24 protein-coding genes are annotated in these 22,350 nt (G+C 72.6%); 10 read left to right on the top strand and 14 right to left on the bottom strand.

Going from position 1 to position 22,350, the window contains the following annotated elements; translation table 11 throughout:
• Window positions 1–262: 262 nt before the first annotated feature.
• Complete coding sequence (gene gndA / locus ACIHCM_RS08145) at window positions 263–1,702, top strand: NADP-dependent phosphogluconate dehydrogenase (protein WP_399890961.1); 1,440 nt, start codon at window positions 263–265, stop codon at window positions 1,700–1,702.
• A gap of 410 nt (window positions 1,703–2,112) precedes the next feature.
• Here gndA and ACIHCM_RS08140 read toward each other — a convergent pair whose 3' ends face one another.
• The 3 genes from ACIHCM_RS08140 to panD are packed head-to-tail and all read right to left on the bottom strand — an operon-like array spanning window position 2,113 to window position 3,569.
• Window positions 2,113–2,781: an aspartate/glutamate racemase family protein gene (locus tag ACIHCM_RS08140; RefSeq protein ID WP_399890958.1), complete on the bottom strand. Its 669-nt coding sequence runs from the start codon at window positions 2,779–2,781 to the stop codon at window positions 2,113–2,115.
• A 2-nt stretch (window positions 2,782–2,783) separates the two neighbouring features.
• Entirely contained in the window at window positions 2,784–3,128 is a 345-nt protein-coding gene (locus tag ACIHCM_RS08135; protein ID WP_399890955.1) for a GNAT family N-acetyltransferase, read from the bottom strand.
• Between the two features lie 21 nt (window positions 3,129–3,149).
• On the bottom strand, window positions 3,150–3,569 hold the full coding sequence (gene panD, locus ACIHCM_RS08130; protein WP_399890952.1) for an aspartate 1-decarboxylase: 420 nt from the start codon (window positions 3,567–3,569) through the stop codon (window positions 3,150–3,152).
• A gap of 211 nt (window positions 3,570–3,780) precedes the next feature.
• Between panD and rpmF the strand changes: the two genes are divergently transcribed.
• Window positions 3,781–3,951 carry a 50S ribosomal protein L32 gene (rpmF, locus tag ACIHCM_RS08125; protein WP_007387878.1) on the top strand — a complete coding sequence of 57 codons (171 nt, stop codon included), beginning with the start codon at window positions 3,781–3,783 and terminating at the stop codon, window positions 3,949–3,951.
• Between the two features lie 7 nt (window positions 3,952–3,958).
• Window positions 3,959–5,146: a GTP-binding protein gene (locus ACIHCM_RS08120; protein ID WP_399890948.1), complete on the top strand. Its 1,188-nt coding sequence runs from the start codon at window positions 3,959–3,961 to the stop codon at window positions 5,144–5,146.
• Window positions 5,147–5,688: 542 nt separating this feature from the next.
• Here the strand turns inward: ACIHCM_RS08120 and rpsN are convergent.
• Together rpsN and rpmB are read right to left on the bottom strand one after the other, a co-directional pair.
• A complete protein-coding gene (gene rpsN, locus ACIHCM_RS08115) occupies window positions 5,689–5,994 on the bottom strand; it encodes a 30S ribosomal protein S14 (RefSeq protein WP_399890944.1) in 306 nt (101 codons plus the stop codon).
• The gene (gene rpmB / locus ACIHCM_RS08110) at window positions 5,994–6,230 is read right to left on the bottom strand and encodes a 50S ribosomal protein L28 (RefSeq protein WP_004936751.1); all 237 of its coding nucleotides are present in this window, start codon (window positions 6,228–6,230) and stop codon (window positions 5,994–5,996) included. Before rpmB ends, rpsN begins: the two co-directional genes overlap by 1 nt.
• 67 nt (window positions 6,231–6,297) lie before the next feature.
• Here rpmB and rpmG point away from each other — a divergent pair, with 67 nt between their 5' ends.
• The 4 genes from rpmG to rpsR are packed head-to-tail and all read left to right on the top strand — an operon-like array spanning window position 6,298 to window position 8,191.
• Window positions 6,298–6,462, top strand: coding sequence for a 50S ribosomal protein L33 (rpmG, locus tag ACIHCM_RS08105; protein WP_269726976.1), 165 nt, complete (start codon window positions 6,298–6,300; stop codon window positions 6,460–6,462).
• A 46-nt stretch (window positions 6,463–6,508) separates the two neighbouring features.
• The gene (locus ACIHCM_RS08100; RefSeq protein ID WP_399890939.1) at window positions 6,509–6,763 is read left to right on the top strand and encodes a type B 50S ribosomal protein L31; all 255 of its coding nucleotides are present in this window, start codon (window positions 6,509–6,511) and stop codon (window positions 6,761–6,763) included.
• Window positions 6,763–7,917, top strand: coding sequence for a CobW family GTP-binding protein (locus tag ACIHCM_RS08095; RefSeq protein WP_399890936.1), 1,155 nt, complete (start codon window positions 6,763–6,765; stop codon window positions 7,915–7,917). Before ACIHCM_RS08100 ends, ACIHCM_RS08095 begins: the two co-directional genes overlap by 1 nt.
• 37 nt (window positions 7,918–7,954) lie before the next feature.
• Window positions 7,955–8,191, top strand: coding sequence for a 30S ribosomal protein S18 (gene rpsR, locus ACIHCM_RS08090; RefSeq protein ID WP_393113168.1), 237 nt, complete (start codon window positions 7,955–7,957; stop codon window positions 8,189–8,191).
• A gap of 193 nt (window positions 8,192–8,384) precedes the next feature.
• On the opposite strand, the gene aztD is transcribed toward rpsR, so the two are convergent.
• From aztD to aztB, 4 genes are all read right to left on the bottom strand, one after another.
• Window positions 8,385–9,584: a zinc metallochaperone AztD gene (gene aztD / locus ACIHCM_RS08085; RefSeq protein ID WP_399890932.1), complete on the bottom strand. Its 1,200-nt coding sequence runs from the start codon at window positions 9,582–9,584 to the stop codon at window positions 8,385–8,387.
• An 89-nt stretch (window positions 9,585–9,673) separates the two neighbouring features.
• Window positions 9,674–10,633, bottom strand: a complete 960-nt coding sequence (gene aztC / locus ACIHCM_RS08080) for a zinc ABC transporter substrate-binding protein AztC (protein ID WP_399890929.1) — start codon at window positions 10,631–10,633, stop codon at window positions 9,674–9,676.
• Complete coding sequence (locus tag ACIHCM_RS08075) at window positions 10,630–11,856, bottom strand: hypothetical protein (RefSeq protein ID WP_399890926.1); 1,227 nt, start codon at window positions 11,854–11,856, stop codon at window positions 10,630–10,632. The genes aztC and ACIHCM_RS08075 overlap by 4 nt, the downstream gene beginning before the upstream one ends.
• A 10-nt stretch (window positions 11,857–11,866) precedes the next feature.
• Window positions 11,867–12,763, bottom strand: coding sequence for a zinc ABC transporter permease AztB (gene aztB, locus ACIHCM_RS08070; RefSeq protein WP_399890923.1), 897 nt, complete (start codon window positions 12,761–12,763; stop codon window positions 11,867–11,869).
• Window positions 12,764–12,777: 14 nt separating this feature from the next.
• Between aztB and aztA the strand changes: the two genes are divergently transcribed.
• Window positions 12,778–13,566: a zinc ABC transporter ATP-binding protein AztA gene (gene aztA, locus ACIHCM_RS08065; RefSeq protein WP_399890919.1), complete on the top strand. Its 789-nt coding sequence runs from the start codon at window positions 12,778–12,780 to the stop codon at window positions 13,564–13,566.
• Between the two features lie 118 nt (window positions 13,567–13,684).
• Here aztA and ACIHCM_RS08060 read toward each other — a convergent pair whose 3' ends face one another.
• Window positions 13,685–14,143 (bottom strand): hypothetical protein, encoded by a 459-nt coding sequence (locus ACIHCM_RS08060; RefSeq protein ID WP_399890916.1) that lies wholly within the window; start codon window positions 14,141–14,143, stop codon window positions 13,685–13,687.
• Between the two features lie 355 nt (window positions 14,144–14,498).
• Here ACIHCM_RS08060 and ACIHCM_RS08055 point away from each other — a divergent pair, with 355 nt between their 5' ends.
• Both ACIHCM_RS08055 and ACIHCM_RS08050 read left to right on the top strand, forming a co-directional pair.
• On the top strand, window positions 14,499–15,560 hold the full coding sequence (locus ACIHCM_RS08055) for a helix-turn-helix domain-containing protein (protein WP_399890913.1): 1,062 nt from the start codon (window positions 14,499–14,501) through the stop codon (window positions 15,558–15,560).
• 31 nt (window positions 15,561–15,591) lie between these two features.
• Window positions 15,592–18,342 (top strand): ATP-binding protein, encoded by a 2,751-nt coding sequence (locus ACIHCM_RS08050; RefSeq protein WP_399890911.1) that lies wholly within the window; start codon window positions 15,592–15,594, stop codon window positions 18,340–18,342.
• Between the two features lie 112 nt (window positions 18,343–18,454).
• Here the strand turns inward: ACIHCM_RS08050 and ACIHCM_RS08045 are convergent, their stop codons facing one another.
• The 4 genes from ACIHCM_RS08045 to ACIHCM_RS08030 all read right to left on the bottom strand — a co-directional run bounded on the left by ACIHCM_RS08045 (window position 18,455) and on the right by ACIHCM_RS08030 (window position 22,332).
• On the bottom strand, window positions 18,455–19,297 hold the full coding sequence (locus tag ACIHCM_RS08045) for an alpha/beta hydrolase (protein WP_399890908.1): 843 nt from the start codon (window positions 19,295–19,297) through the stop codon (window positions 18,455–18,457).
• A gap of 25 nt (window positions 19,298–19,322) precedes the next feature.
• Window positions 19,323–20,162 carry an alpha/beta hydrolase gene (locus ACIHCM_RS08040; RefSeq protein WP_399890906.1) on the bottom strand — a complete coding sequence of 280 codons (840 nt, stop codon included), beginning with the start codon at window positions 20,160–20,162 and terminating at the stop codon, window positions 19,323–19,325.
• A 236-nt stretch (window positions 20,163–20,398) separates the two neighbouring features.
• Entirely contained in the window at window positions 20,399–21,241 is an 843-nt protein-coding gene (locus ACIHCM_RS08035) for a helix-turn-helix domain-containing protein (protein ID WP_399890903.1), read from the bottom strand.
• Between the two features lie 38 nt (window positions 21,242–21,279).
• Window positions 21,280–22,332 (bottom strand): helix-turn-helix domain-containing protein, encoded by a 1,053-nt coding sequence (locus ACIHCM_RS08030; RefSeq protein WP_399890900.1) that lies wholly within the window; start codon window positions 22,330–22,332, stop codon window positions 21,280–21,282.
• Between the last annotated feature and the right edge of the window lie 18 nt (window positions 22,333–22,350).

Genomic DNA, 22,350 nt, shown 5'->3' with positions numbered 1-22,350 from the left:
CAATCGGCCGCCTGGGGCTTCAAATGGCTGGGATCGGGCTGTCGTTGTGCGACCCGTGCGACGGACGTGCACCGCGCACGGCCACCTGTGCGGCGCCCTGGGGCGCGCGTCGGCTGAGTGCGGCACGGGCCTTCGCGCGTATGTGCCTGCGCGGCGTCGAACGACCCGCCCGTGCGGACGGAGGATCTGCACGTCAGGATGGTGGTGGCCATACTGGCGGGCACGACCGGCAGCACCATAACCAGGTCACTAGGAGTTACCGATGAGCACTTCAGCCCAGATCGGCGTCACGGGTCTCGCGGTCATGGGCCGCAACCTCGCCCGCAACTTCGCCCGCAACGGCTACACGGTCGCGGTGCACAACCGGACGGCGTCGCGGACGCACGCGCTGGTGGAGGAGTTCGGCAGTGAGGGCGACTTCGTCGCGGCCGAGACCGCGAAGGACTTCGTCGCGGCACTGGAACGTCCACGCCGCCTCGTCATCATGGTCAAGGCCGGTGAGCCGACGGACGCGGTGATCCAGGAGTTCGCCCCGCTGCTGGAGCCCGGCGACATGATCATCGACGGTGGCAACGCGCACTTCGCGGACACCCGCCGCCGGGAGCGCGAGCTGCGCGAGCACGGCATCCACTTCGTCGGCACCGGCATCTCCGGCGGCGAGGAGGGCGCCCTGCACGGCCCGAGCATCATGCCCGGCGGCTCGAAGGAGTCGTACGGGTCGCTCGGCCCGATGCTGGAGAAGATCTCGGCCAAGGCGGACGACGGGGCGCCCTGTGTGACGCACGTGGGTCCGGACGGGGCCGGGCACTTCGTGAAGATGGTGCACAACGGCATCGAGTACGCCGACATGCAGCTGATCGGCGAGGCGTACCAGCTGCTGCGCGATGTCGCCGGGTACTCCCCCGCGGAGATCGCGGACATCTTCCGCACCTGGAACACGGGACGGCTGGACTCCTACCTGATCGAGATCACCGCCGAGGTGCTCTCCCATGTGGACGAGGCGACGGGCAAGCCGTTCGTGGACGTGGTGGTGGACCAGGCGGAGCAGAAGGGCACCGGCCGCTGGACCGTCCAGATCGCGCTGGACCTCGGCGTTCCGGTCTCCGGGATCGCGGAGGCGGTCTTCGCGCGCTCGCTGTCCGGGCACGCGGCGCTGCGGGAGGCCTCGCGGGGGCTGGCGGGCCCGAAGGCGGCTCCCCTGGACAAGGCCGAGGCAGGGGCGTTCGCGGACCGGGTCGAGCAGGCGCTGTACGCGTCGAAGATCGTGTCGTACACCCAGGGCTTCCACGAGATCGCCGCGGGCAGCGAGGAGTACGACTGGGACATCGACCTCGGGCAGGTCGCCTCGATCTGGCGGGGCGGCTGCATCATCCGCGCGGCCTTCCTGGACCGGATCCGCGCCGCGTACGACGCCCGGGCGGACCTGCCGAGCCTGCTGTCCGACGAGACGTTCGCACGGGAGATCGCCGAGGCGCAGGACGACTGGCGCGAGGTGCTGGTCGCCGCGACGCGGCAGGGCGTGCCGACGCCGGGGTTCGCGGCGGCGCTGGCGTACTACGACGCGCTGCGTGCCGAGCGGTTGCCCGCCGCGCTCACCCAGGGGCAGCGGGACTTCTTCGGGGCGCACACGTACCGGCGTACCGACCGGGACGGGGCGTTCCACACGCTGTGGGGCGGGGACCGCTCGGAAGTTTCCGCCTGAAGGTGCCCGCCTGGAGGTGCCCGCCCGCAGGTCTCCCTTCCGGGCTCCATGGCGGTCAGGCCACGGCACGGCGGTGGGCGGCGCTTCCCGCGTCGCCCACCGTCTTCGTTCAGGTCAGGGGCGGGCCCGGTTCAGGAGACGGGACGGGTTCGGGGCCGGGGGGAATCGGGGACGGGCTCGGGTCCGGGGCCGGATGCGGGTGCGGGGACGGCGGTGGCTCCGGTGCCGGAGGCGGTGGCGGAGCCGGCGGTGGTTCCGGAGGCGGCACCGGGTGCGGCTGCGGGCCGGGCGGCGGTGGTACCGGTTCGGGCTGCGGGGTGGTCATGATGTCCTCCGGCCAGTCGGTGGGCGTCGGCTCTGGACTACTCCCCCGCGTACCCGGCGCCCCCGCCACCAGTCACCCCCTGGAGTCACTTCGTGGCCCAGGTGGGCTCCCCGCCCTCCGCCGCGCCGGCCGCACGCGCCCCCGCCGCCAGTCCCGGCCCGGGGCTGGACAGCACCAGCGCGGTGGCCGACGTCAGCCCCCGGGCGGGAGTCATGGAGGCCTGGGCGAGGACGATCACGTCGGCGCCGGTGACCTCGTCGGCCGCCCTGGCCACCAGGCGGGCGTACTCCCGGGTGTCGCCCGCGGTGAAGCACTCCCAGGCGTCCTCGACCAGCAGGGTGCGCACCGCGACGGGGCGGCCCGCGCGGCGGGCCTCCTCCTCGACCAGCGCCACGGTGGGGCCGAGCGTGCTCGCGACCGTGGCGAGGACGACGATCCGGGGTCCGGCGGCCACCGCGGCGGCCGCCATCGGACGGTCCACACGCAGTACCGGCACCCCGGCGTCGGCGGCGGCCGCCTCCGCGACGCCGCCGATGCTCGAACAGGTGCACAGCACGGCCCGGGCGCCGTCGGCGACGGCCCGGTCCAGTACGGCCCGTACGTCACCGGCGACCGCCTCGGGTCCCTCCTGCCCGGCACGGGTCAGCAGGTCCTCGCGGACGACGTGCCGCAACTCCAGGCCCGGGTGGTCCTCGTCGCGCAGGGCGTCGAAGACCGGGACGTGGAGCGGCGAGGTGTGCAGCAGCGCCAGCACGCTCAGAAACGTCCGGGGTGCGCCACCAGCCAGTCCTTCGCGGCGTCGAGCAACTCGGGGTCGGCCGCGGGCGCCTCGTCCGGGTGCCGTTCGGCCCACTTGCTGACGTACGGGCAGAGCGGGGCGACGGGGACGCCCTCACGTGCGGCGGTGGCGTACAGCTCACGCGCCAGGGAACCCGCGATGCCCTTGCCCTCGTGGGCCGGCTCGACGATGGTGTGCACCGGCACGAGTGCGCGCCGCGGGGCCTCCAGCACGAAGTACTCGATGTGGCCGACGACTTCGCCGTCGCCGACGGCCTCCAGGCGGCCCGCCGCCCGGTCGTCGCGGATCTCGGTCTCGCTCATGGGGCACTCCTCCTCAACGGTTCACACCCTGACGGACTGCGGGCTGCGTTGCGGGCCTGAGCCCGGCACCGGCTCTCCCGGGTCGGCGGCCAGGCGCACGATCCGGTTGTCCCCGTCCACGTGGACGACGCGAGGCTCGAGCGCCCGCGCCTCGGAGTCCGTCACCTGAGCGTAACCGATGATGATCACAAGATCCCCGGGGTGGACCAGGTGGGCGGCCGCCCCGTTGATCCCGACGACACCGGAGCCTCGCTCACCCTCGATGACGTACGTCTCCAGCCGGGCGCCGTTGGTGACGTCCACGATGTGCACGAGCTCACCGGGCAGCAGATCGGCGGCGTCCAGCAGTTCGGCGTCGATGGTCACCGAGCCGACGTAGTGCAGGTCGGCCTGGGTGACGGTGGCGCGGTGGATCTTGGATTTGAGCATGGTGCGCAGCATTCAGTGCTCCTACGAGACGGCTCCCTGCCCGCTTTGTGCAGGTCAAGGGCGGCCTTCACTGTACAACGCCACGCCCGCACCGGCGCCTTGGAAGAACACCCCTTGCCGGAGTGGGGACGCTCCGCTCTGCGCCCACCCGAACCGACTGTCGTAATGAAATCCATTTTCATGTATCGTCTGCCTCGCTCATCGCTCGAACCCGGAGGTCCTCATGGCCGTGCCCAAACGCAAGATGTCGCGCAGCAACACCCGGCACCGCCGCGCGCAGTGGAAGGCCACGACGCCTCAGCTGGTGACGGTCACGGTGGACGGCGTGCCGTACTTGGTGCCCCAGCGGCTGGCCAAGGCGTACGAGCGTGGCCTGCTGCGCCCTGAAGGCTGATTCCCGCATGACCCACGCCCCCTCGCCGCGCCTTCCCGTCACCGTCCTGTCGGGCTTCCTCGGTGCCGGAAAGACCACCCTGCTCAACCACGTCCTCACCAACCGCGAGGGCCTGCGCGTCGCCGTCATCGTCAACGACATGAGCGAGGTCAACATCGACGCCGCCCTGGTGCGCGGCGGCGAGGCGGCGCTGTCGCGCACCGAGGAACGCCTGGTCGAGATGACCAACGGGTGCATCTGCTGCACCCTGCGCGACGATCTGCTGGAAGAAGTGGAACGGCTGGCGCGCGAGGGGCGCTTCGACTACCTCCTCATCGAGTCCTCCGGCATCTCCGAGCCCATGCCGGTGGCCGCCACCTTCGCCTTCACCCGCGACGACGGCGCCACCCTCGGCGACCTGGCCCGCCTCGACACGATGGTCACGGTCGTGGACGCCGCGGGTTTCCTGCCCGAACTGGCCGGCGGCGACGAACTGACCGAACGGGGCCTGGACCAGTACGAGAACGACGAACGCACCGTCAGCGACCTGCTGATGGACCAGATCGAGTTCGCCGACGTCATCGTCCTCAACAAGCTCGACCTCGTCGACGCCGAATCCGCAGACCGGCTGCGGGCCACCCTGGCCCGCCTCAACCCCGCCGCCCACGTCGTGCCGGCCGTGCGGGGCCGCGTACCGATCGGTGAACTCCTGGGCACCGGCCGCTTCGACCTGGAACGGGCCCAGCAGGCTCCGGGCTGGGTCAGGGAACTCAACGGCGACCATGTCCCCGAGACGGAGGAGTACGGCATCTCCTCCACCGTCTTCCGCTCCTCGGCGCCCTTCCACCCCGGACGACTGTGGGCCTTCGTGACGGAGGCGCTGGACAGCGGCGCCCACGGACAGGTTCTCCGTTCCAAGGGCTTCTTCACCCTCGCGAGCCGCCCCCACGTGACGGGACTGTGGTCCCAGGCCGGCTCGGTCGCGCGCTTCGAGCCCTCCTCCGCACGGGACACCGACAGCCCTCACGCCCAGGAACTCGTCTTCATCGGCACCCACCTGAACGCGGAATCCCTGCGCGCGGCCCTGGCCGACTGCCTCCTGCGGGACGACGACGGCCCGCCCGCCACCGATCCCTTCCCCGCGTGGGACACCTACGGCTTCGACGAGAGCTGCACGCACGAGCACGAGCCCCTCACCACCGTGACGGGGCACTGAGACTCCGGGCCGGACGGTGGTCGCAGCCACGGCACCGTCCGGCCCGGTGCACACCTGGGTCACGGAGAGCGCTCGGGTCGGGGAAAGCCGCGCCTGCGGAGGGTGCAGGAGACACTCCTCATCCCGCTGTACGCCCGCGCGGTGGAGAACCGCCAGGAACGAACCCTGCTGCGGGACGCGCGTGCCGGACAGATCGTCGCCCGATGGATTACGCCTTCAGACGCTTCGACAACCTTCCCGGCCTCAGCACGCGTTACGAACGCATCGGCAACGGCCAGGAACAATACGACGTCCCCAGCAAGGCCGACGCGCCCGCATGCGCCGGTGCTGCCCCGACCCGGCCGGGCCGACTGAGGGCCCAGGGTCGGCGTACTCGCACCGCACACCCTCGCGATCTCCGCAGCTGCTCCCCAGGCCGAGGACTACCGGCTCGGCCTCCGGCGCCTGCCCTGACACCCGGGTCGACTGCCCGAGGGCGGAGCCGCCGGCCGTGACCCCGCCGAGTCACGGCGGCCACTCCGCCCGTCACGCGAGCGGCACGGCTACCAGGACGACTTGGTGACTCCTGGAAGGAAACCGGCATGGGCCTGCTCGCGTACCCGCACCCGTGACAGGCCGAACTTGCGCAGATGGCCCCGCGGCCGCCCGTCGACGCTGTCCCGGTTTCGCACCCGCGTCGCACTGGCGTTGCGGGGCTGACGGCGCAACTCTTCCGCTGCGGCCAGACGTTCGGCGTCGGTGGACGACGGGCGGCGGATGATCTCCTTCAGCTCCGCACGCCGGGCCGCGTACCGCTCGACGGTCGCCTTGCGCTTCTCGTTCTGCGCGATCTTGCTCTTCTTGGCCATCAGACCTTCCCCCCTCGCGCGCGGATACGGGCCACGGCGGCCTCGATGCCGATGCTGTCGACGGTCTTGATCGCCTTGGCGCTCAGCGTCAGCCGGACATGCCGCCCCTCACTGGGCAGCCAGTAGCGCTTGCGCTGGATGTTGGGATCGAAACGGCGCGAAGTGCGCCGGTGCGAGTGGGAGATGGTGTTGCCGAAGCCCGGCTGGGCGCCGGTCAGTTGGCAGTGGGCGGACAAGGTCTTACCTACCTCTCGTCGGACACCTTGTTATTGGTAATGGAAACCATTGCCATATACTACCCGCATGGCACGCAACGAGGTACGCCCGATCATCAAGCTCCGCTCCACCGCCGGAACCGGCTACACCTACGTCACCCGCAAGAACCGCCGCAACGACCCCGACCGCATGGTCCTGCGCAAGTACGACCCCGTCGCCCGGCGCCACGTCGACTTCCGCGAGGAACGCTGACCACCCGCGCGCCCACCACCGCCGACCCCGACCTCAAGGACACCCCATGAAGCCCGGAATCCACCCCGCGTACGGTCCCGTCGTCTTCCGCGACCGGGCCGCCGACTACGCGTTCCTCACCCGCTCCACCATGACCAGCGACAAGACCATCGACTGGGAGGACGGCAACACCTACCCCGTCGTCGACGTCGAGATCTCCGACGCGAGCCACCCCTTCTACACGGGAACCGCCCGCGTCCTGGACACCGCCGGACGCGTCGAGCGCTTCGAGCGCCGCTACGGCCGGCACGGAGCCAACTGATGCAGTCCGAGGCCCCCCTGCCTGTCGTCCTCGTCGCCGGGCTCCACGCAGAGGCACGCCGGAAGGCCGTGGACCACCTCCTGCACACCGTCCCCGGCAGCGTCGCCCTCCACCACGACCTCGCCACAGCGGCCGACGGCACCGTCCTGCGCCACGTACGCGACGCCTCGGGCGAGCTGTCCAGCGGCGAAACCCCACTGGTCAACGACTGCGCGTGCTGCGCGCTGCGCGAAGACCTCGTCCCCGAGCTGGAACGACTCGCCCACTCCGGCCTCACCCGGCTCGCCGTCGTCGAGCTGTGGGACTCCGTCGAACCCAAGGGCATGGCCGAGGTCATCGTCCACCACGGTGCCGAGACGCTACGGCTCACCAACGTGATCACCGCGGTCGACCCCGCCCTCGTACTCCCCTGCCTCGGCAACGGCGACGACCTGGCCGAGGCCGGCCTCGCGGCCGCCGCCCGTGACCAGCGCACCATCGGCGACACCTGGGCCAGACAGCTGGAGTACGCCCCCGTCCTCGCCGTCGTGGAGAGCGAGGAGGCCGACGACGAGGACCGCGCGCTCCTCACCCAACTCCACCCCACCGCCCTGCAGGTGGCAGCCGACTCCGCGGAACTCGCACGGCTGGCGTTCGCCGGCTTCGACGTGGACGCGGCCGCGGCGGCCCAGCACCCGGCCTGCGCCCTGCTCCCCCAGGAGGCCGACGAGGCGGGCGTCAGCACCTTCGTCTGGCGCCGGCACCGCCCCTTCCACCCCGAACGCCTCTACCAAGCCCTGGAGGACCTCTGCTGCGCAGCCGCCCGCAGCCGCGGACGGTTCTGGCTCGCCGACCGCCCCGACACCCTGCTCGCCTGGGACGCCGCCGGCGGAGCCCTGTGCGTGGAGAGCGCCGGGCCGTGGCTCGCCTCCCTGCCGGACGCGGCCTGGGAGATGGTCCCGCCCGTACGCCGGGCCGCCGCCGCACTGGACTGGCATCCCGAGCACGGGGACCGCTGCCAGCACCTCGTCTTCACGTCACCCGGCCTCGACCGCGACGGGCTGGCACGCGTGCTGGAGTCCTGCCTGCTCACCGACGCCGAGTACGCCGCGGGACCCGAAGCGTGGAAACACCTCCCGGCCGCGTTCGACTCCCTCCTCGACCCCGTCACATGACCCGGCCTCATCCACCCCGTCACAGAAGGAGCCGCCCATGACCCCACGCAAAGGCCCCCGCAAGCCGCTGAAGTCCCGCCCCAACCCGCTCGACGCGGCCGGCATCACCTACATCGACTACAAGGACACCGACCTGCTGCGGAAGTTCCTCTCCGACCGCGGCAAGATCCGCAGCCGCCGCGTCACCCGCGTCACCGCCCAGCAGCAACGACAGCTCACCACAGCGATCAAGAACGCCCGCGAGATGGCACTACTGCCGTACTCGAGCCGGTAGGGCTGAACACAGCACCGTGCGGGGAGGCGCCCCCGTCCTCCTGTCACCGGTGATTCAGCACAAGGAAATGCACCCCCACGTGGGGGTGCATTTCCTTTACGGCCGGCACGGCATGCCATGCCATGCGGGCATCGCGGAACGCCCGCCGACACACGGTCGGCGGGCGCCACGACAACCTCGCGAGGGGGGCCGATCAGTGACCGGCCACCGTGCCGGACAGTTCGTTGGTGGCCTTCGGGAGGGTCACCGACGTCAGCTTCTCGCCCGAGTCCAGGTCGAAGGCGTGCAGTCGGCGCTTGCCCGGCTCGGAGACGTACGCCGTGTGGTCACGGACGAAGAGCGTGGGCCTCGGCTGCTGCCAGTCCAGCGGCTCCGTCCAGTCGCCGACCGCTTCGATCTCCTTCTCCACCTTCCCGGTCTCCGGGTCGATGACGTGGAGGACACCGTTGGTGCCGAGCACGAGGGCCTCGCCGTGCGGGCCGCGGCCCAGCGAGCGGAAGGAGTAGCTGGTGCCGAGGTCGACCAGGCGCAGCTTCGCCGTCCGGGTGTCGATCAGCGATATGCGCGTGGGCCGTTCCAGTTCCGCCTCGGGGTCGGTCTTGTAGTCGCCCAGGAGGATCGGGGAGACGTCGCTGCCCGCCTGGTTGCCGATGCGTCCGTAGTCGTCAGGCGCGTCGATCTTGGTGAACTCGCCGTCCTTGTACAGCAGGACGCCGTCCTCGCAGCCGACGGCTATCACCTCGTCCTTCACGGCGGCCTCGCCGTGCACTCCCGGGCAGTTCTCGGCGCGCTTGATCTCTTTGTTGTTCTTGTCCAGGACCAGGGCACCGGTGCGCTTCTCCTCGGTGCCCAGGGTGCTGACGAGTTCGCCGTTGCTCAGCTCGATGGCGACACCGTGGTGGGGCTTCGCGGACGTGTAGGTGCGGGTCTGCGGCTTGGCGCCGTCGCCGAGTTCGGCGGGGTCGAAGACGTTCACCTCGCCGGTGCCGTCGGTGAACAGCACGGTCCTGCCGGCGTGCCGCACCACGTGACCAGGCTTGGCACCCTTGAACTCGGTGCCTGTGAAGGTCTGCCGGGCGGCGTCGAGCACGCGGAAGCCGCTGTCGGTGGAGATGACGACGTGGTCCTCGTCGCCCGCGGGGTTGACCCGGTTGAAGCCGGGCAGCTCGATCGTCTTCGCCGGCTTCAGGGTCTCGCCGTCGAGGACGTACAGTCCCCCGTCGAAGGAGGCGACCAGCGGGTTCTTGACCACGGCGGCGTCGCTGCTCTTCGTCTGCTTCGGCTTGGCGGCGGACGAGGCGTCGTCGTTCCCGCCGCAGGCGGTCAGTGCCATGGAGGCCGTCAGGGCGAGGGCCGTGCCCGCGAGTGTTCTGGCGCGTGTCGGCTTGTTCATGGTGTGTGTTTCCTCTCCGGCCCTGTGTGGGGCGGGGTTGGGGGTGGAGCGGTCGGCGTTCGGTCCGCCGGGCCGCGGGGTAAGTGGGTTCAGTCGCCGGTGAGGCCCTCGGCCATGGCCGAGGTGTTGGCGCGCATCATCTCCAGGTAGGTTCCGGCGCCCTTGCCCTTCTCGGTGAGCGACTCGGAGTACAGGGCGACGACGTCCACGTCGCCGCCCATCTCCTGGCGGAGAACCTCGGCCAGCCGGGTGGGCTGCGAGGAGTCGGCGAAGACCGTGCGTACTTTGGCCTTCTCCATGGCCTGGGTGAGGGAGCGCAGGTCGGAGGAGCTGGGCGAGGCGAGTGTCGTGCCGCTGGGGATGACCGCGCCGATCACGCGGAATCCGAAGCGGTCGGCCAGGTATCCGAAGACGTGGTGGTTGGTGACCAGCGCGCGGCGGTCCTCGGGGATGGCCGCGAAGGACTTCTCCATCCAGGCGGTGAGCTCGGTGAGTTGTCCGTCGTAACGGTCCGCGTTGTCCCGGACGTCCTTGACGCTCACGCCCTCGACGTGCTCGACGACCTGGTCGGCGATGAGGCCGGCGGCCTTGCGCACCCTGTCGGGGTCGGTCCAGAAGTGCGGGTCGGGCTCGCCTGCCTCCTCCGCCGGACCGCCCTCGTCCCCGATGTGGAAGGTGAGGGGGTCCGCCGCCTCGCCTGCCGCGAAGGTGGCCACGCCCGACTCGCGGGCGGCCTCCACGTGCCGCAGTACGTTCTCCTCCAGCCCGAGCCCGTTGTAGACGACGAGGTCGGCGTTCTCCAGTTCGGCGGCCTGTACGGCCGACAGGCCGAAGGAGTGCGGGTCGGCGTTGGGCTGCATGAGAACACTGACGTCCGCCTCCTTCCCGACGATCTCCCGGGTGATGTCACCGAGGATGTTGGTCGTCACGACGACCCGGGGCCGGTCGTGGCCGCTCGCGCAGCCGGTCACCGTACCGGCGAGGACGAAGAAGGCGACCAGGGTCAGCAGCAGGGCGCGGATCCGCGCGGTCCGTGCGCGCACGCTCATCGGCCCGTCTCCACCATCAGGGACGGCCGGACGTCCAGGTCGAACGTGCGGGCGACACGGAGGTTGTCGTTGTAGTCGATCTCGTACACGCGCTTGCCTGACGGGTCGTTGAGGTAGGCCCGGCTCCGGTCGACCTCGATCACCGGCGCCGCGGTCCCGCCGGTCGCGTTCCTGAGCAGGGGCTGGGTGACGGCGGTCTCCTTGCCGCCGGCGATGTCGTAGCCGTGGAGGGCTCCGTCGGTCTCCAGGACGACCAGCGGCGAACCCTCGCCCGCGGTGTTGGCGGCGACCACGGGGCCGGTCTCCACCCGGGTCCAGGCACGCCTGGTCACGTCCAGGACCCAGACGGCGCTCTTCCCCGCGGGTGCGGTCAGCGTGGTACTGCCCGCGCGGTGCCGGAACTCCATGGCCCGCTCCGCCTTCGGCACGTCCTCGCCGTACGGGATCTTCTCGGCGGTGAAGGCACCGTCGTCCTCGTGGACGAGCAGGGCGCCGTCGGCGCAGCCGAGGACGACCCCGCGCCGGGTGACGGCGTCACCGCGCGGGTCCTCGCACCCGGCCTCCGGTGAGGCGATGCGCCTGCCCGCGCGGTCGAGCACGGCGACCTTCGCCGGGCCGTCCCCGTCCCGCGCGAGCGCGATCAGGTGTTCCGCGTACGGCACCACCGCCCCGGCGTAGGAGCCGGGCAGTTCGACGGGGGTACCGATCGCGCCCTTCTCCAGCTCGGCGCGCGTATAGACGTCCGCATCGCCGTCCGGTTCCGTCACCACGGTCACGCCGGTGTCGCTGCGGATGCCGGTACCGGCGCCGCCCGGAAGTTCGCCGGCGTCCTGGATCTTCGCGCGGTAGTAGTGCACGTGGTCACCGTGGTCGACCATCCACGCACCGCTGTCGAGGACGTGGGTGCGGTCCGGGCCGTGGAAGTAGCCGAAGCGGCCGTCCGTGGTGAGCTCCGTGACCCCTGCCCGGCGCGAAGTGGTGTGCACCTTGCCGGATATCAGGTCCAGGACCCGGGTTTCGCCGCTGCCGGGGTCGCCGAGCAGCAGCCGGGACTGCTGCTCGGCCGTCTCGGTGGCTCCTTCGACGTAACCGTGGGGGGTGGCGGAGGGAGAAGGGCCCCCGGAGGTGGACTTGGCGTCGTCCTCGCCCGCGCAACCCGTGGTCGTCAGGACCACTGCCAGAAGCGCGGGCGCCAGGGATGTGACGTTTCTTCGGACGAACAAGGAGATCGCCTCAGGTTTCGTTCGGTCGGGTCGTGGGGGCGTTCGCCGTGAAGGGGGCGGCACTCGCGAGGAGGCCGGCGCGGCGCGCGCGGCGTCGGTGCCGGAGCCCGGACGCCAGGTGGGACAGGAAGAAGAGGCTGACCGCGAGGGCCGAGACGGTCGCTCCGGCCGCGGTGCTCAGATGCCAGGAGAGCAGCAGACCGCCGAAGGTGGCGGTCGCGCCGAGGGCCGCCGCGAGGAGCATGACGCCGCGCACGCCGCGCGCCCAGGGCAGGGCCGCCGCCGGCGGGGCGATGAGCAGGCCGAGCACGAGCAGTGTTCCCACGATGTGGAACGAGGCGACGATGGCCAGCGCCAGCAGCCCCAGCAGTACGGCATGCGCCAGCCGGGGACGCAGACCGAGCGTCCGGGCCTTGCGCGCGTCGAACGCCAGGGCCAGGAAGGCACGGTGACCGAGCACCGAGACGGCCAGCGCCAGCAGCAGCGCCGCTCCCAGGAGGACCAGGTCGCTCTCGCGTACGGCGAGGACGTCGCCGAAGAGGAACCCGGTGAGGTCCACCGCGAAGGACTGCGAACGCGACACGATGATGACGCCGAGGGACAGCATCCCGACGAAGAGCAGGCCGATGCCGGTGTCCTGGGACAGCCTCGGGGTGCGCCCGAGAGCGGTGACGCCGGCTGTCATGACGGCCGCGCTCACCACCGCCCCCACCAGCAGATTGCCCCCGAGCAGCGCGGCGACCGCGACGCCCGGCAGCAGCCCGTGGGACATGGCGTCGCCGAGGAAGGCCATGCCCCTGAGCACCACCCACGTACCCGCGAGGGCGCATATCGCCGACACCAGAATCCCGGCCCACAGGGCCCGTTGCACAAAGGCCACCTCGAAAGGGGCCGTCAACCACTCCATACGATGACCTTACAATGACAACCATGTTCAAAAAACACCGCCCCCAGTCGCCGGCCGGCGAGATGGGGAACCAGCGCGTCCGGTTCACCGACCTGGACGCGGGCTACCCGGGCAGGCCCGTGCTCCGCCAACTCAGCGCGGACATACCGGCATTGGCAATGACGGCGCTCGTCGGACCGAACGGGAGCGGGAAGTCCACCCTGCTCGGCGTCCTCGCCGGAGTGATCGATGCCACAGCGGGACGGCTCCGGTACTCCGAGGGGCGCCCGCCGGCGTTCGTGCCGCAGCGCGGCGCCGTCGGCGACGCCCTCCCGCTCACGGTGCGACAGACCGTGGAGATGGGGCGCTGGAGCGACCGCGGTCCGTGGCGGCGGCTCACCTCGCACGACCGGACGATGGTCGATTCCGCCATGGAACGGCTGGGCGTCACCGACCTGGGCGGCCGCCAGCTCGGGGAGTTGTCGGGCGGGCAGCGCCAGCGCGTCCTGATCGCGCAGGGCCTGGCCCAGGGGTCGGATCTGCTGCTGCTGGACGAACCGACCACCGGTCTGGACCCCGAGGCCCGGGATCGGATCACCGCCCTGCTCACGGACCTGGTCGCCGACGGCACAACCGTCGTCCAGGCGACACACGATCTGGAGGCCGCCCGATCGGCGGACGCCTGCCTGCTGCTCAGCGACGGACGGCTGGCCGGGCAGGGCCCGCCCGGCCAGGTGCTCACTCCGACGGCCCTCGCCCGGATCTGGCAGCCGGCGCTGGACGCCGGGGCCGTCCGCCGGATCGCGGAGCCGTCGGTTCCGTAAGGGAAGCGCTGACGCTCCGGCGGCTCGCTCCCCACCAGGCACGGCACGGGAACAGGGTCCCCCCGCGTCGCCGGCTGTCGGAGGATCCCCGCCTCGGGAGCGGGCGCGCCGTTCCCGCTCATGCGCGACCAGGGCAGTGGGACTGGGCGCCGTCCGGCAGGGCGTCAATGAGGTAGCTCAGGGCGGGACGGAAGGCGGTGTCCGGGTGCTCGCCGGCGAGGCGCCGGTAGTGACGGGTGGCGGCGGCCACGCTCTCGGGGTGGACGTCGCGCGCGTGGATCTCCCGGGCGCCGCGGGTGGCCGCGGCCACGGCCTCGACGCCGAGGCCGGCGCCCATCGCGGCACAGCGGCGGCCGCGGGTCTCGATGCGTCCGTCGGGCAGCCGCTCGTGGATCAAGCGGCTGGTCCAGCCAGGTAGGAAGACGCCGGGCGGCACGTCGAAGGTCCAGCCGTTCCACTCGTAGGAGCGGGTGGAGTGCGGGTCGCCCTTCGGCTGGTTGAGGACGGTGATCCGGTCGGCGGGCAGGGGTGGCGGCAACTGCCCGACAAGGGCGGGGCCGGTGCTCTTCGGGTCCACACGAGTCCTTTCCTTCTGCCTGACAGGACGTCAGATGCACGGCGGATGAGGGCCGGTACGCGGCCCGGCGGCGGCCGACGGGCGCCGGGGGCGCGGGCGGACGTGCTGTGGGGTCTTCGCGTCGGCGCATGGACCTTCCGGTGGACAGCGCAGCGGAACGGCGCACGCCGTGGGGAGATGACGGCGGCGGCCGGTCCCCTGAAGGTGAGCGGCATCACCTGCCGGACGACTGCCGTCACCCGCCAGATGACCTAGTCGCGGCCCGCCGGTGACACGCAGGCTCGGGTCCGGGGCTCCCGCATGCGTCGCGAGCGGGCGCCCACGAGTACGAGCAGGCCGGAGCAGAGGAGTTGGTGTGCGTCCCGTTGCGAGTACGGCGTCGCTGCCCGAGGCGAGCCGGGCCACCGCGTGGCAGTGCGCCATGCGCAGATGGCTGGCGCCGGTGGAGGTCACGCCACGGGCGGCGGAGCCCTTCGAGGGAAGTATCGAAGCGCTGGAGCTCGGCTACGTCCGCCTGTTGACGGTGGAGGCCGATCCCATGCGGGTGAGCCGCACCGCGCGCACGGCCGCCGGCGCACCGGCCGATCAGCTCGCGCTGCTCATCCAGATGTCCGGGCGCACGGCCCTCCACCAGGACGGCCGCGGCACGGAAGCCGGGCCGGGGGAAATGGCGTTGCTCGCCCTCGGCCGGCCCTTCGTCCTGGAGCAGCGGGAGCGGTCCCGGGTGCGGCTGCTCCGGGTGCCCGCGCAGGCGCTGGGCCACTCGGGCGCCGGCGTGCCACGGCTGACCGGACGCGTCATCCCGCCCGGCGCGGGAGTCGCCGCGCTGCTCGGCCCGTTCGTGGCGGGGCTCGCCGCGAGTGCCGGTGGGACCACGGCGCCGCTGGGCGAGCGTCTCGGGGGCCACGTGGCCGATCTGCTGGCCACTCTCGTCGACGAGTTCGCCGTGCACCACGGTGCCGACCACACCCGGGCCGACGGGCATCCTCTGCTCCGGTCGATCCGTCGGTACATCGACGCCCACCTCAGGGATCCGGGCCTCTCCCCCGAACGCGTCGCGCGGGCCCACGGCATCTCGGTCCGGTATCTGCATCGGCTCTTCGAAAGTGAGGACACCACCGTGCGCAGGCTGATCCAGCGGCGGCGGGTGGAGGAGTGCGGGCGCGAGCTGCTGCGCCGGGCCCGGGCCGAGCCGAGCATCTCGGCGGTCGCGCACGGCTGGGGGTTCCAGAACCCCGCGCACTTCAGCCGGGCCTTCAAGGCCGTGTACGGGCATTCGCCGCGCCGCTGGCTGCGGGCCGGCCCGGATGCGCCCGGCGGTGACGGCGATGTGCGGGCACAGGCCACAGGTCTGCACGTACAGGACAGAACTGCCCCCGCCTCCCGGCACAGGATGGAGTCCCGGTTTCCGGGGTGACCGCACCGCACACGGAGCGGTCGACCAGGTGATGGGGGCGCGTATGCCGATGGACGGCACCAGGGAACTCATGGGCAGGCAGCGGGAGACGGCGCTGCTCGGCCGTGCGCTCGACGAAGCGCGCAACGGGCCCGGCAGGGGCTCGGCGACCCACCTGCGCGGCGAGGCCGGGATCGGCAAGACCGCGCTGCTGGAGTGGACGGCGGCGCAGGCGCGCGAGCGCGGCTTCTCCGTGCTGCGCGCGGTGGGTTCCGAGGCCGAGGCCGAGCTGGCGTTCGGTGCGCTGCACCAGGTCTTCCGGCCCCTCATGGGATACGCCGAACTACTTGCCCCATGTCAGCGTGAGGCCCTGGAGTCGGCGCTCGGTCTGTGCGAGGGACGAGCTCTCGGCGGCCTCGTCGTGGGCGCCGCTGCCCTGTCGCTGCTCCTGGAGGCGACGCGGCGCCGCCCGCTGCTGATCCTCGTCGACGACCTGCACTGGGTGGACTCCTCCAGCGCGGCGGTCTTCACCTTCCTGCACCGCAGGATCTCCGAGCTGCCCCTGGTGATCGTGAGCGCCGGGCGGCCGGACGGCACGGCCCCCGACGGCACCAGCTCCGACGGCCGTCCGGCCCGGCCGGTGACCCTGGAGGCGCTGGCGCCCGACGACGCGGCCCGCCTGCTCCGCCGGCGCCATCCCGAGCTGGGGACGCCCGCCGTCCGGCGCATCGTCAGGGAAGCCGCGGGAAACCCTCTGGCCCTGGTCGAACTGCCCCTCCAGCTGAGCCCCGAGCAGTGGAACGGCGACCTGCCGGACCGGGTCCCTCTCGGGCGGCGGCTGGAGCGGCTGTTCGCCCACCGCCTCGACGCCCTGGCCCCCGAGGCGATCCGGGTGCTGCTGCTGGTGGCCCTGGGCGGCGGGCCGGCGGCCTGGAGCGCCGGGAAGTGGCTCCGCGTCCACGCGGGCGAACGGGCGGTGGAGGTGCTGGACGAGATCGAGGCCGGCGGCCTGGCGCGGCTGGACTCCTCCGGCCGGCTGGCCTTCCGGCACCCACTGGTCGGCAGCGCGGTCGTCTCCCGGGCGACGAGCGCCGACAAGCGCGAAGCGCACCGCGAGCTCGCCGAGGCCCTTCCGGCGGACGACCCGCGCCGGCTGGTGCACGAGGCCGCCGCATCGCTGTTCCCGGACGAGGAACTCGCCGCGCGGCTGGACGCGGCCGGCCGTCGCCTCTCCCGGCGCGGCGGCGACTCGGAGGCGGCGCTGCTGCTCGACCGCGCCGCCGTCCTCAGCACCGACCCCGGCTCCCGGGCGCGCCGCTTGACCTGGGCGGCCGTGATGGCGGCCCGCGGCGGACGCCTGCCGTACACGGCGCGCATCGTGGCGGAGCTCCGGCGCTCCCCCGTACCGGACGACATCGCGCCGCTGTTCGCCTATGCCGCGGTCTACGTCGACCAGAGCCACCGCATCGACTTCGCCTCCTCGTTCACCTTGCTGCCCGAGGCCCTCGACGCGCTGGCCGAGCCGGGCGCGCAGTCGTTCGCGGGCCTCGCCGAGCAGGTGTACTTCAAGCTGCTGCTCGCCTCGGCGTACACGAACGACCCACGGGGCTGGCGGGCCCTGGAGAGGCACCGGCACCGTGTCTCCCCGCTGGCCCGGCTGTGTCACCGCGTCTGGTCGGATCCGGCGAGGACGGCCCACGGCGCGGTCGAGGAACTGCGCTCGCTCGCCTCCGCCCTGAGCGAGGAGCAGGAGGCCGGCGCGGCCTGGCTGCTGCTGTGGACCGCCGCGGCCGTCGACGCGGCCGACAGCACCCTGTGGCGCCGGTTCACGGGCCAGCACGCGTACGCCACCCAGGGCACGATCGCGAAGGCCCGGAGCTACCAGGACTATCTGCACGGCCGCTGGGACCAGGCGGAGGCCTGTCTGCGCGAGGCCCAGGCCGCGGAGGACCTCGGATACCACTGCAACGCCCTGCTGTTCCGGCACCACTACGCCCACTTCCTGGCCGGGCGCGGGGACGAGGAGGGGCTGCTTCAGGCCGAGCGGAGCATCCGTCCACTCGCGGCCCGCGCCCGTATGAAGTTCGTCGAGGACCACCTGACGCACCTGCGCGCCCTGGCCGCGCTCGGGCACGGCCGGTACGAGGAGGCCTACGTCCGCCTGGCGGAGCTCACCCCGCCCGGCGTGCTGCCGCAGGGCCTGCCCTGGTTCCACCTGCCCTTCTTCGACTTCGTGTCGGCCGCCACCCACACCGGGCGTCACGAAGCCGCCCGCGCCCACCTGGCCGCGGCGCGCGCGGCACGGATGGCTGACATCTCCCCGCATCACGCCTTTCTCCTCGCCGCCGCCTCGGCGCTCGCCGCGGGCGACGACGAGGCCGACGGCCGCTACGAGGCGGCCTACGCCGTTCCCGGAGCCGGACAGTGGGTCTTCGAAGGGGCCCGGCTGCGGCTCGCGCACGGCGTCCGGCTGCGCCGGCAGCAGCGTGCGGGGGCACGCGACGCGCTGGGCGAGGCGCGCCGGACGTTCGTCGCGCTGGGCGCCGTGCCCTGGGCGCGGCAGGCGGAGCGCGAACTGCGCGCCGCCGGGCAGGCGGCGGGGGAACCGCACGGCGGGCGGGAGTTGCTGACGGCGCATGAGCTGCGGGTCGCCCAGCTCGCGGCGGACGGGCTCACGAACAAGGACATAGGACAGCGGCTGCGGGTGTCGCCGCGGACCGTCGCCGACCATCTGTACCGGATCTACCCGAAGCTGGGGATCACCTCCCGCGCGGCGCTCGCCCGGGCCCTGGGCGGTGAGTGACCCGCGCCGCGGTGCCCGGCGGGACACGGAGGAGGGTGCCGGACATGCACCGGCACCCTCTCGTCGTACGGCCCGCCGGCGCCCGGCCGTACGGCTTCCCGGTGAGCGGTTGTCAGCCCGCGAACCGGCGGACGAAGGCGAGCGCGGTGTCGGCCACCTCGCGCCAGCCGCTGTCGATGGTGAGGGCGTGCCCACGGCCCTTGATCTCGGTGATCTCGGTGACCGCGTGCTCGTTGCGGGCCTGCTTCTTGTACGAGGCGTCGGCGATGGCCCACGGCACGGTGTGGTCCTTCTCGCCGGAGATGATCAGCAGCGGGCCGCGTTCGGGCGTGCGGGTGTCGACCTTCACCTCGGTCCACGGATTGATGTTGGCGACGGCGGCCTGGAACAGCGGCTCGCCCGGCGCGGGCACGGCGAACTGCGCGTAGAGCTCCTTGGCCTCCTCCTCGCTGACCGCGTTGGCGAAGGAGTAGCGGAACTGCTCGTAGGTGAGAGGCACCGCGCGGTGGTAGTTGGCCGGGTTGCCGAGGACGGCGCTCGCCGCGCGCAGCGAGGAGAACGGCAGCGGCAGCACACCGCGGAAGGGTGCCGGGTCGATGGCGACGGAGGCGGCGGACAGACCGCGTCCGGCGATCATCTGCGTGATGAGGCCGCCGAAGGAGTGGCCGATGACGACCGGCTTGCGCTCCAGCCGGCCCACGAGGCCGGCGAAGTGGTCGGCGACCTGGCCGACGCTCTTGCCGGCGAACACCTCGGGATGGGCGTTGGCCTCGGCCACGGTGTCGGGGTCGTCGGGCCAGCCAGGGGTCAACGGGGCGTATCCGGCGGCCTCGAAGACCGTCGCCCAGCGGTCCCAGCTGCTGGGCAGCAGCCACAGGCCGTGCACGAAGACGACGGGGGTACGGCCTCCCGCGTTGATGCGGTCGATCTGCTCGAGGTCGTGGGGTGTGGACATGGTGGTCTCCTGCGGGGACGGGGGCTCAGGACGAGGTGACGGTGCGGGCGGCGGCCTTGATCAGGGCGGCGACCGCGTCGGGGCGGCTGTACAGCGGCAGATGGGAGCTGGTGATCTCGACGGTGCGGGAACCGGCCCGGCGTGCCTGGAAGCGCTGGAGTTCGGGGACGATGCCCCGGTCACGGGTGGCGACCAGGTTCCAGGAGGGGATGGTCCGCCAGGCGGCGACGGTGGCCCTGTCCCCGAAGGCGGTGGCACTCAGGGGCCGTTGCGCCGCCCCGAGCATCCGGGCGGTGCTGCCGGGCACGTCCCCGGCGAAGACGTGCCGGAAGCGGTCCGGTCGGATGTAGAGGTCGAGGCCGGGCCTCCCGTCGGGGCCTGTCACAGGTACGGCCGACAGGGCGGGCTCGAGTTCGGAGCCGGGGAACCTCGCGGAGAGTTCGCCCAGCACCTCGCCGGCGTCCGGGACGAAGGCGGCCACGTACACGAGGGCCTCGACGTTGGCGGCGCCGGCGGCGGCCTCGGTGATCACCGCACCGCCGTAGGAGTGCCCCACGAGTACGACGGGGCCGGGGACGGAGTCCAGCACGGCCCGCACCTGGGCGGCGTCGAAGGCGAGCCCGCGCAGCGGGTTGGCGACGGCCTTCACCTCGTACCCGAGGCGCTGGAGCCGGCCGGTCACCGGAGCCCAGCTGGATCCGTCGGCGAACGCCCCGTGCACCAGGACGACCGTGGGTACGGGCTCCTCGTGGTGCCGCTCGTTCTGTCCGCTGGCGTGTGCCGGTACGGCGGCGAGGCTCGCGGCGGCGACGGCGGCGCCCGCCGCCATGATCCTGCGGCGGTTGACGGGGTGCGGCTCGGTCATGTCGTCTCCCTCGTTCGGTGGTGGTGCGCCGCCGGTTCTCCGGCGTACGGCGGGCAGGTGTGCGGGCCGGGAGCGTTCCGGGGTCCGGCGGGTGTCCGGCGGTCGGCGGTGGCCCGGCATCCGGCCCCCGCCTTCGGCGGCCGGCGTCCGTCCCCCGCAAGCTAGGCCGCCCCGGTCGGCCCGGAGCGCCCGCGCGTGCACCGCGCTGTGCCGTGGGCGCACGGGCCGGACGCCCGTCAGGCCAGGTTCCGGATGCGGTGCCACTCGCCCGGCGAGATCCCGTACGCGGCGCGGAAACTGCGGCTGAAGTGCGCGGCGTTGACGAAACCCCAGCGCCGGGCCACGGCCGAGAAGACGGCACCGGTGTCACCGCCCACGGGCCGGGCCAGTTCGCGCCGGCACTCCTCGAGGCGCCGCTGCCGGATCCAGCGGCTGAGGGTCGTTGCCTCCCCGGCGAACACCTTGTGCAAGTAGCGCACCGACACGCGGTGGTGGGCGGCGATCAGCTCCGGGCCGAGGGCGGGGTCGGCCAGGTTGTCGTTCACGAACTGGCGGATCCGGCGGGCCATCCCGTCCCCCTCGCCGGAGCCGGCCGTGGCCTCGGAGGTACCCGCCGCGGCGATGGTGCCGAGCAGGTCGGCCACGCTCCCGGCGACACCGCGCGCGACGGATCCGCGGTAGGACGGCGCTGCCTCGGCGACGGTGGCAAGGAGGGGGGCGAGCAGCCCTGCCACGCCGCCGGAGGGCCCGTGCACGCCCCACAGTGCGCCGAGTTCACGGTCCTGGGCACCGATCACGTCGCGGGGCAGAAGGAAGAGGTGCAGGCGGAAGTCGCCGAGTTCCCGCAGCGTCCACGGCCGTGCCATGTCCACCACGAAGGCCTCGCCCGGCGCGCACGTCCCGTGGTCCGTCAGCACCGCCCTGCCCACGGTCTGGGTGCCGGCGCCCACGAACCCGGGGCCCGGGCGCGGTGATCGCAGGACATGGGGGGCCGCACCTCGGTACGTGACCACGTGCAGCGGGCCGAGGCGGTGGGAGGCCGCCTGCTCGTCGGGGAGGAAACCGGTCGGCTGGCTCATACCTCCACCCTGCGTGGGTCCCCGCGCGGTCCGTTAGGTCATCTGACGGTGCTCCGGTCCGCGGGGGTCTCGCGCAGCCGCGGCTGCCGGATGATGTGACGGGGCCCGCCGGGCGGCAGGGCGGCCTGCCCGCCGGTGCGGCGCCACCGGCTGGGGGTCGTGCCGTACACGGATCGGAACAGGCGGCTGAAGTGGGCGGGGTTGGCGAAACCCCAGGAGCGGGCCACGGCCGCGATGGTCTGCTGGGCCGTGCCCGCCCTGAGGAGGTCCTTGGCGCACTCCTCCAGACGCCGTCCCCGGATCAGCCCGCCCACGGTGACGCCCTCCCCCTCGAAGAGCTTGTGCAGGGACCGGACGGACATGTGATGGGCGGTGGCGATGGCCTCGGGGCTGAGGCCGGCGTCCGCGAGGTTGCGGTCCACGTACGTGCGTATCTCCTGGGCGAGTGCCTGACGAGGGCTCGTCCCGGAACCCGGTGACCCGCCGGTGTGGTCGGCGACGAGCGAGGCGACGAGGTCGGTGACGCCGCCCGCCAGCTGACGGGCGACGTGGTCGGGGCAGTGGGCGGCGGAGCCGGCCAGTGCCGTCACCAGTGGCCCGAGCACGGCCGCCGCGGCACTGTCCGGGTCCACCGTGACAGGGGTGACCGCCGCGAAGGCCTCGGCCCGGGCGCCCAGTGCGTCGCGCGGGACGAGACATGCCGTCATGCGTACGCCGCGTGGGAAGTCGAACTCGTGCGCGGACTCGGTGTCCCACAGGAGCAGGTCGCCGTCGCGCAGGTGCAGGGTCCGGCCGCGCTGCCGCAGCGACCCGCCGGTGGACCCGACCACGGCCGCACCCACGTAGCCGGGCTTCCCGTCCGCGCCCCGGGCGATCCGGCGTCCGCTGCGCACGAACCGCTGCGGCTCCGCCTCCGTGACGACGAACAGCAGGTGCCCGAGGGCCTGGGTGGTCATCCGGCCTTCCGGTGGCCGCTCGCCGTGGGACACGATCGTCACCGGCAGGGTGTCCCGGGAGACCGCCTGGCGCCAGCGGCGCAGTTTGTCCCCCCGCTCGGGGAATCCCGAGGTGTCGATCACGGTCTTCGTCATGGGCCCTCCTGCCGGCGG

Source organism: Streptomyces sp. NPDC052023 (genome assembly GCF_044548465.1).
In the GTDB taxonomy this organism is placed as follows: domain Bacteria; phylum Actinomycetota; class Actinomycetes; order Streptomycetales; family Streptomycetaceae; genus Streptomyces.
The sequence above is the reverse complement of the archived record's forward strand: the minus strand, read 5'-3'. Positions and strand labels throughout refer to the sequence as shown.

What these genes read in the sequence shown, in the direction of transcription:
- rpmG (WP_269726976.1), top strand. Translation starts at nt 6,298, where the DNA reads ATGGCACGCAACGAGGTACGCCCGATCATCAAGCTCCGCTCCACCGCC.
- ACIHCM_RS08120 (WP_399890948.1), top strand. Translation starts at nt 3,959, where the DNA reads ATGACCCACGCCCCCTCGCCGCGCCTTCCCGTCACCGTCCTGTCGGGC.
- rpsN (WP_399890944.1), bottom strand. Translation starts at nt 5,994, where the DNA reads ATGGCCAAGAAGAGCAAGATCGCGCAGAACGAGAAGCGCAAGGCGACC.
- aztD (WP_399890932.1), bottom strand. Translation starts at nt 9,584, where the DNA reads ATGAACAAGCCGACACGCGCCAGAACACTCGCGGGCACGGCCCTCGCC.
- ACIHCM_RS08040 (WP_399890906.1), bottom strand. Translation starts at nt 20,162, where the DNA reads ATGACCGAGCCGCACCCCGTCAACCGCCGCAGGATCATGGCGGCGGGC.
- aztA (WP_399890919.1), top strand. Translation starts at nt 12,778, where the DNA reads ATGACAACCATGTTCAAAAAACACCGCCCCCAGTCGCCGGCCGGCGAG.
- ACIHCM_RS08030 (WP_399890900.1), bottom strand. Translation starts at nt 22,332, where the DNA reads ATGACGAAGACCGTGATCGACACCTCGGGATTCCCCGAGCGGGGGGAC.
- ACIHCM_RS08135 (WP_399890955.1), bottom strand. Translation starts at nt 3,128, where the DNA reads ATGAGCGAGACCGAGATCCGCGACGACCGGGCGGCGGGCCGCCTGGAG.
- ACIHCM_RS08035 (WP_399890903.1), bottom strand. Translation starts at nt 21,241, where the DNA reads ATGAGCCAGCCGACCGGTTTCCTCCCCGACGAGCAGGCGGCCTCCCAC.
- panD (WP_399890952.1), bottom strand. Translation starts at nt 3,569, where the DNA reads ATGCTGCGCACCATGCTCAAATCCAAGATCCACCGCGCCACCGTCACC.
- gndA (WP_399890961.1), top strand. Translation starts at nt 263, where the DNA reads ATGAGCACTTCAGCCCAGATCGGCGTCACGGGTCTCGCGGTCATGGGC.
- aztB (WP_399890923.1), bottom strand. Translation starts at nt 12,763, where the DNA reads ATGGAGTGGTTGACGGCCCCTTTCGAGGTGGCCTTTGTGCAACGGGCC.
- rpmF (WP_007387878.1), top strand. Translation starts at nt 3,781, where the DNA reads ATGGCCGTGCCCAAACGCAAGATGTCGCGCAGCAACACCCGGCACCGC.
- aztC (WP_399890929.1), bottom strand. Translation starts at nt 10,633, where the DNA reads ATGAGCGTGCGCGCACGGACCGCGCGGATCCGCGCCCTGCTGCTGACC.
- ACIHCM_RS08045 (WP_399890908.1), bottom strand. Translation starts at nt 19,297, where the DNA reads ATGTCCACACCCCACGACCTCGAGCAGATCGACCGCATCAACGCGGGA.
- ACIHCM_RS08100 (WP_399890939.1), top strand. Translation starts at nt 6,509, where the DNA reads ATGAAGCCCGGAATCCACCCCGCGTACGGTCCCGTCGTCTTCCGCGAC.
- ACIHCM_RS08050 (WP_399890911.1), top strand. Translation starts at nt 15,592, where the DNA reads ATGGGGGCGCGTATGCCGATGGACGGCACCAGGGAACTCATGGGCAGG.
- rpsR (WP_393113168.1), top strand. Translation starts at nt 7,955, where the DNA reads ATGACCCCACGCAAAGGCCCCCGCAAGCCGCTGAAGTCCCGCCCCAAC.
- ACIHCM_RS08095 (WP_399890936.1), top strand. Translation starts at nt 6,763, where the DNA reads ATGCAGTCCGAGGCCCCCCTGCCTGTCGTCCTCGTCGCCGGGCTCCAC.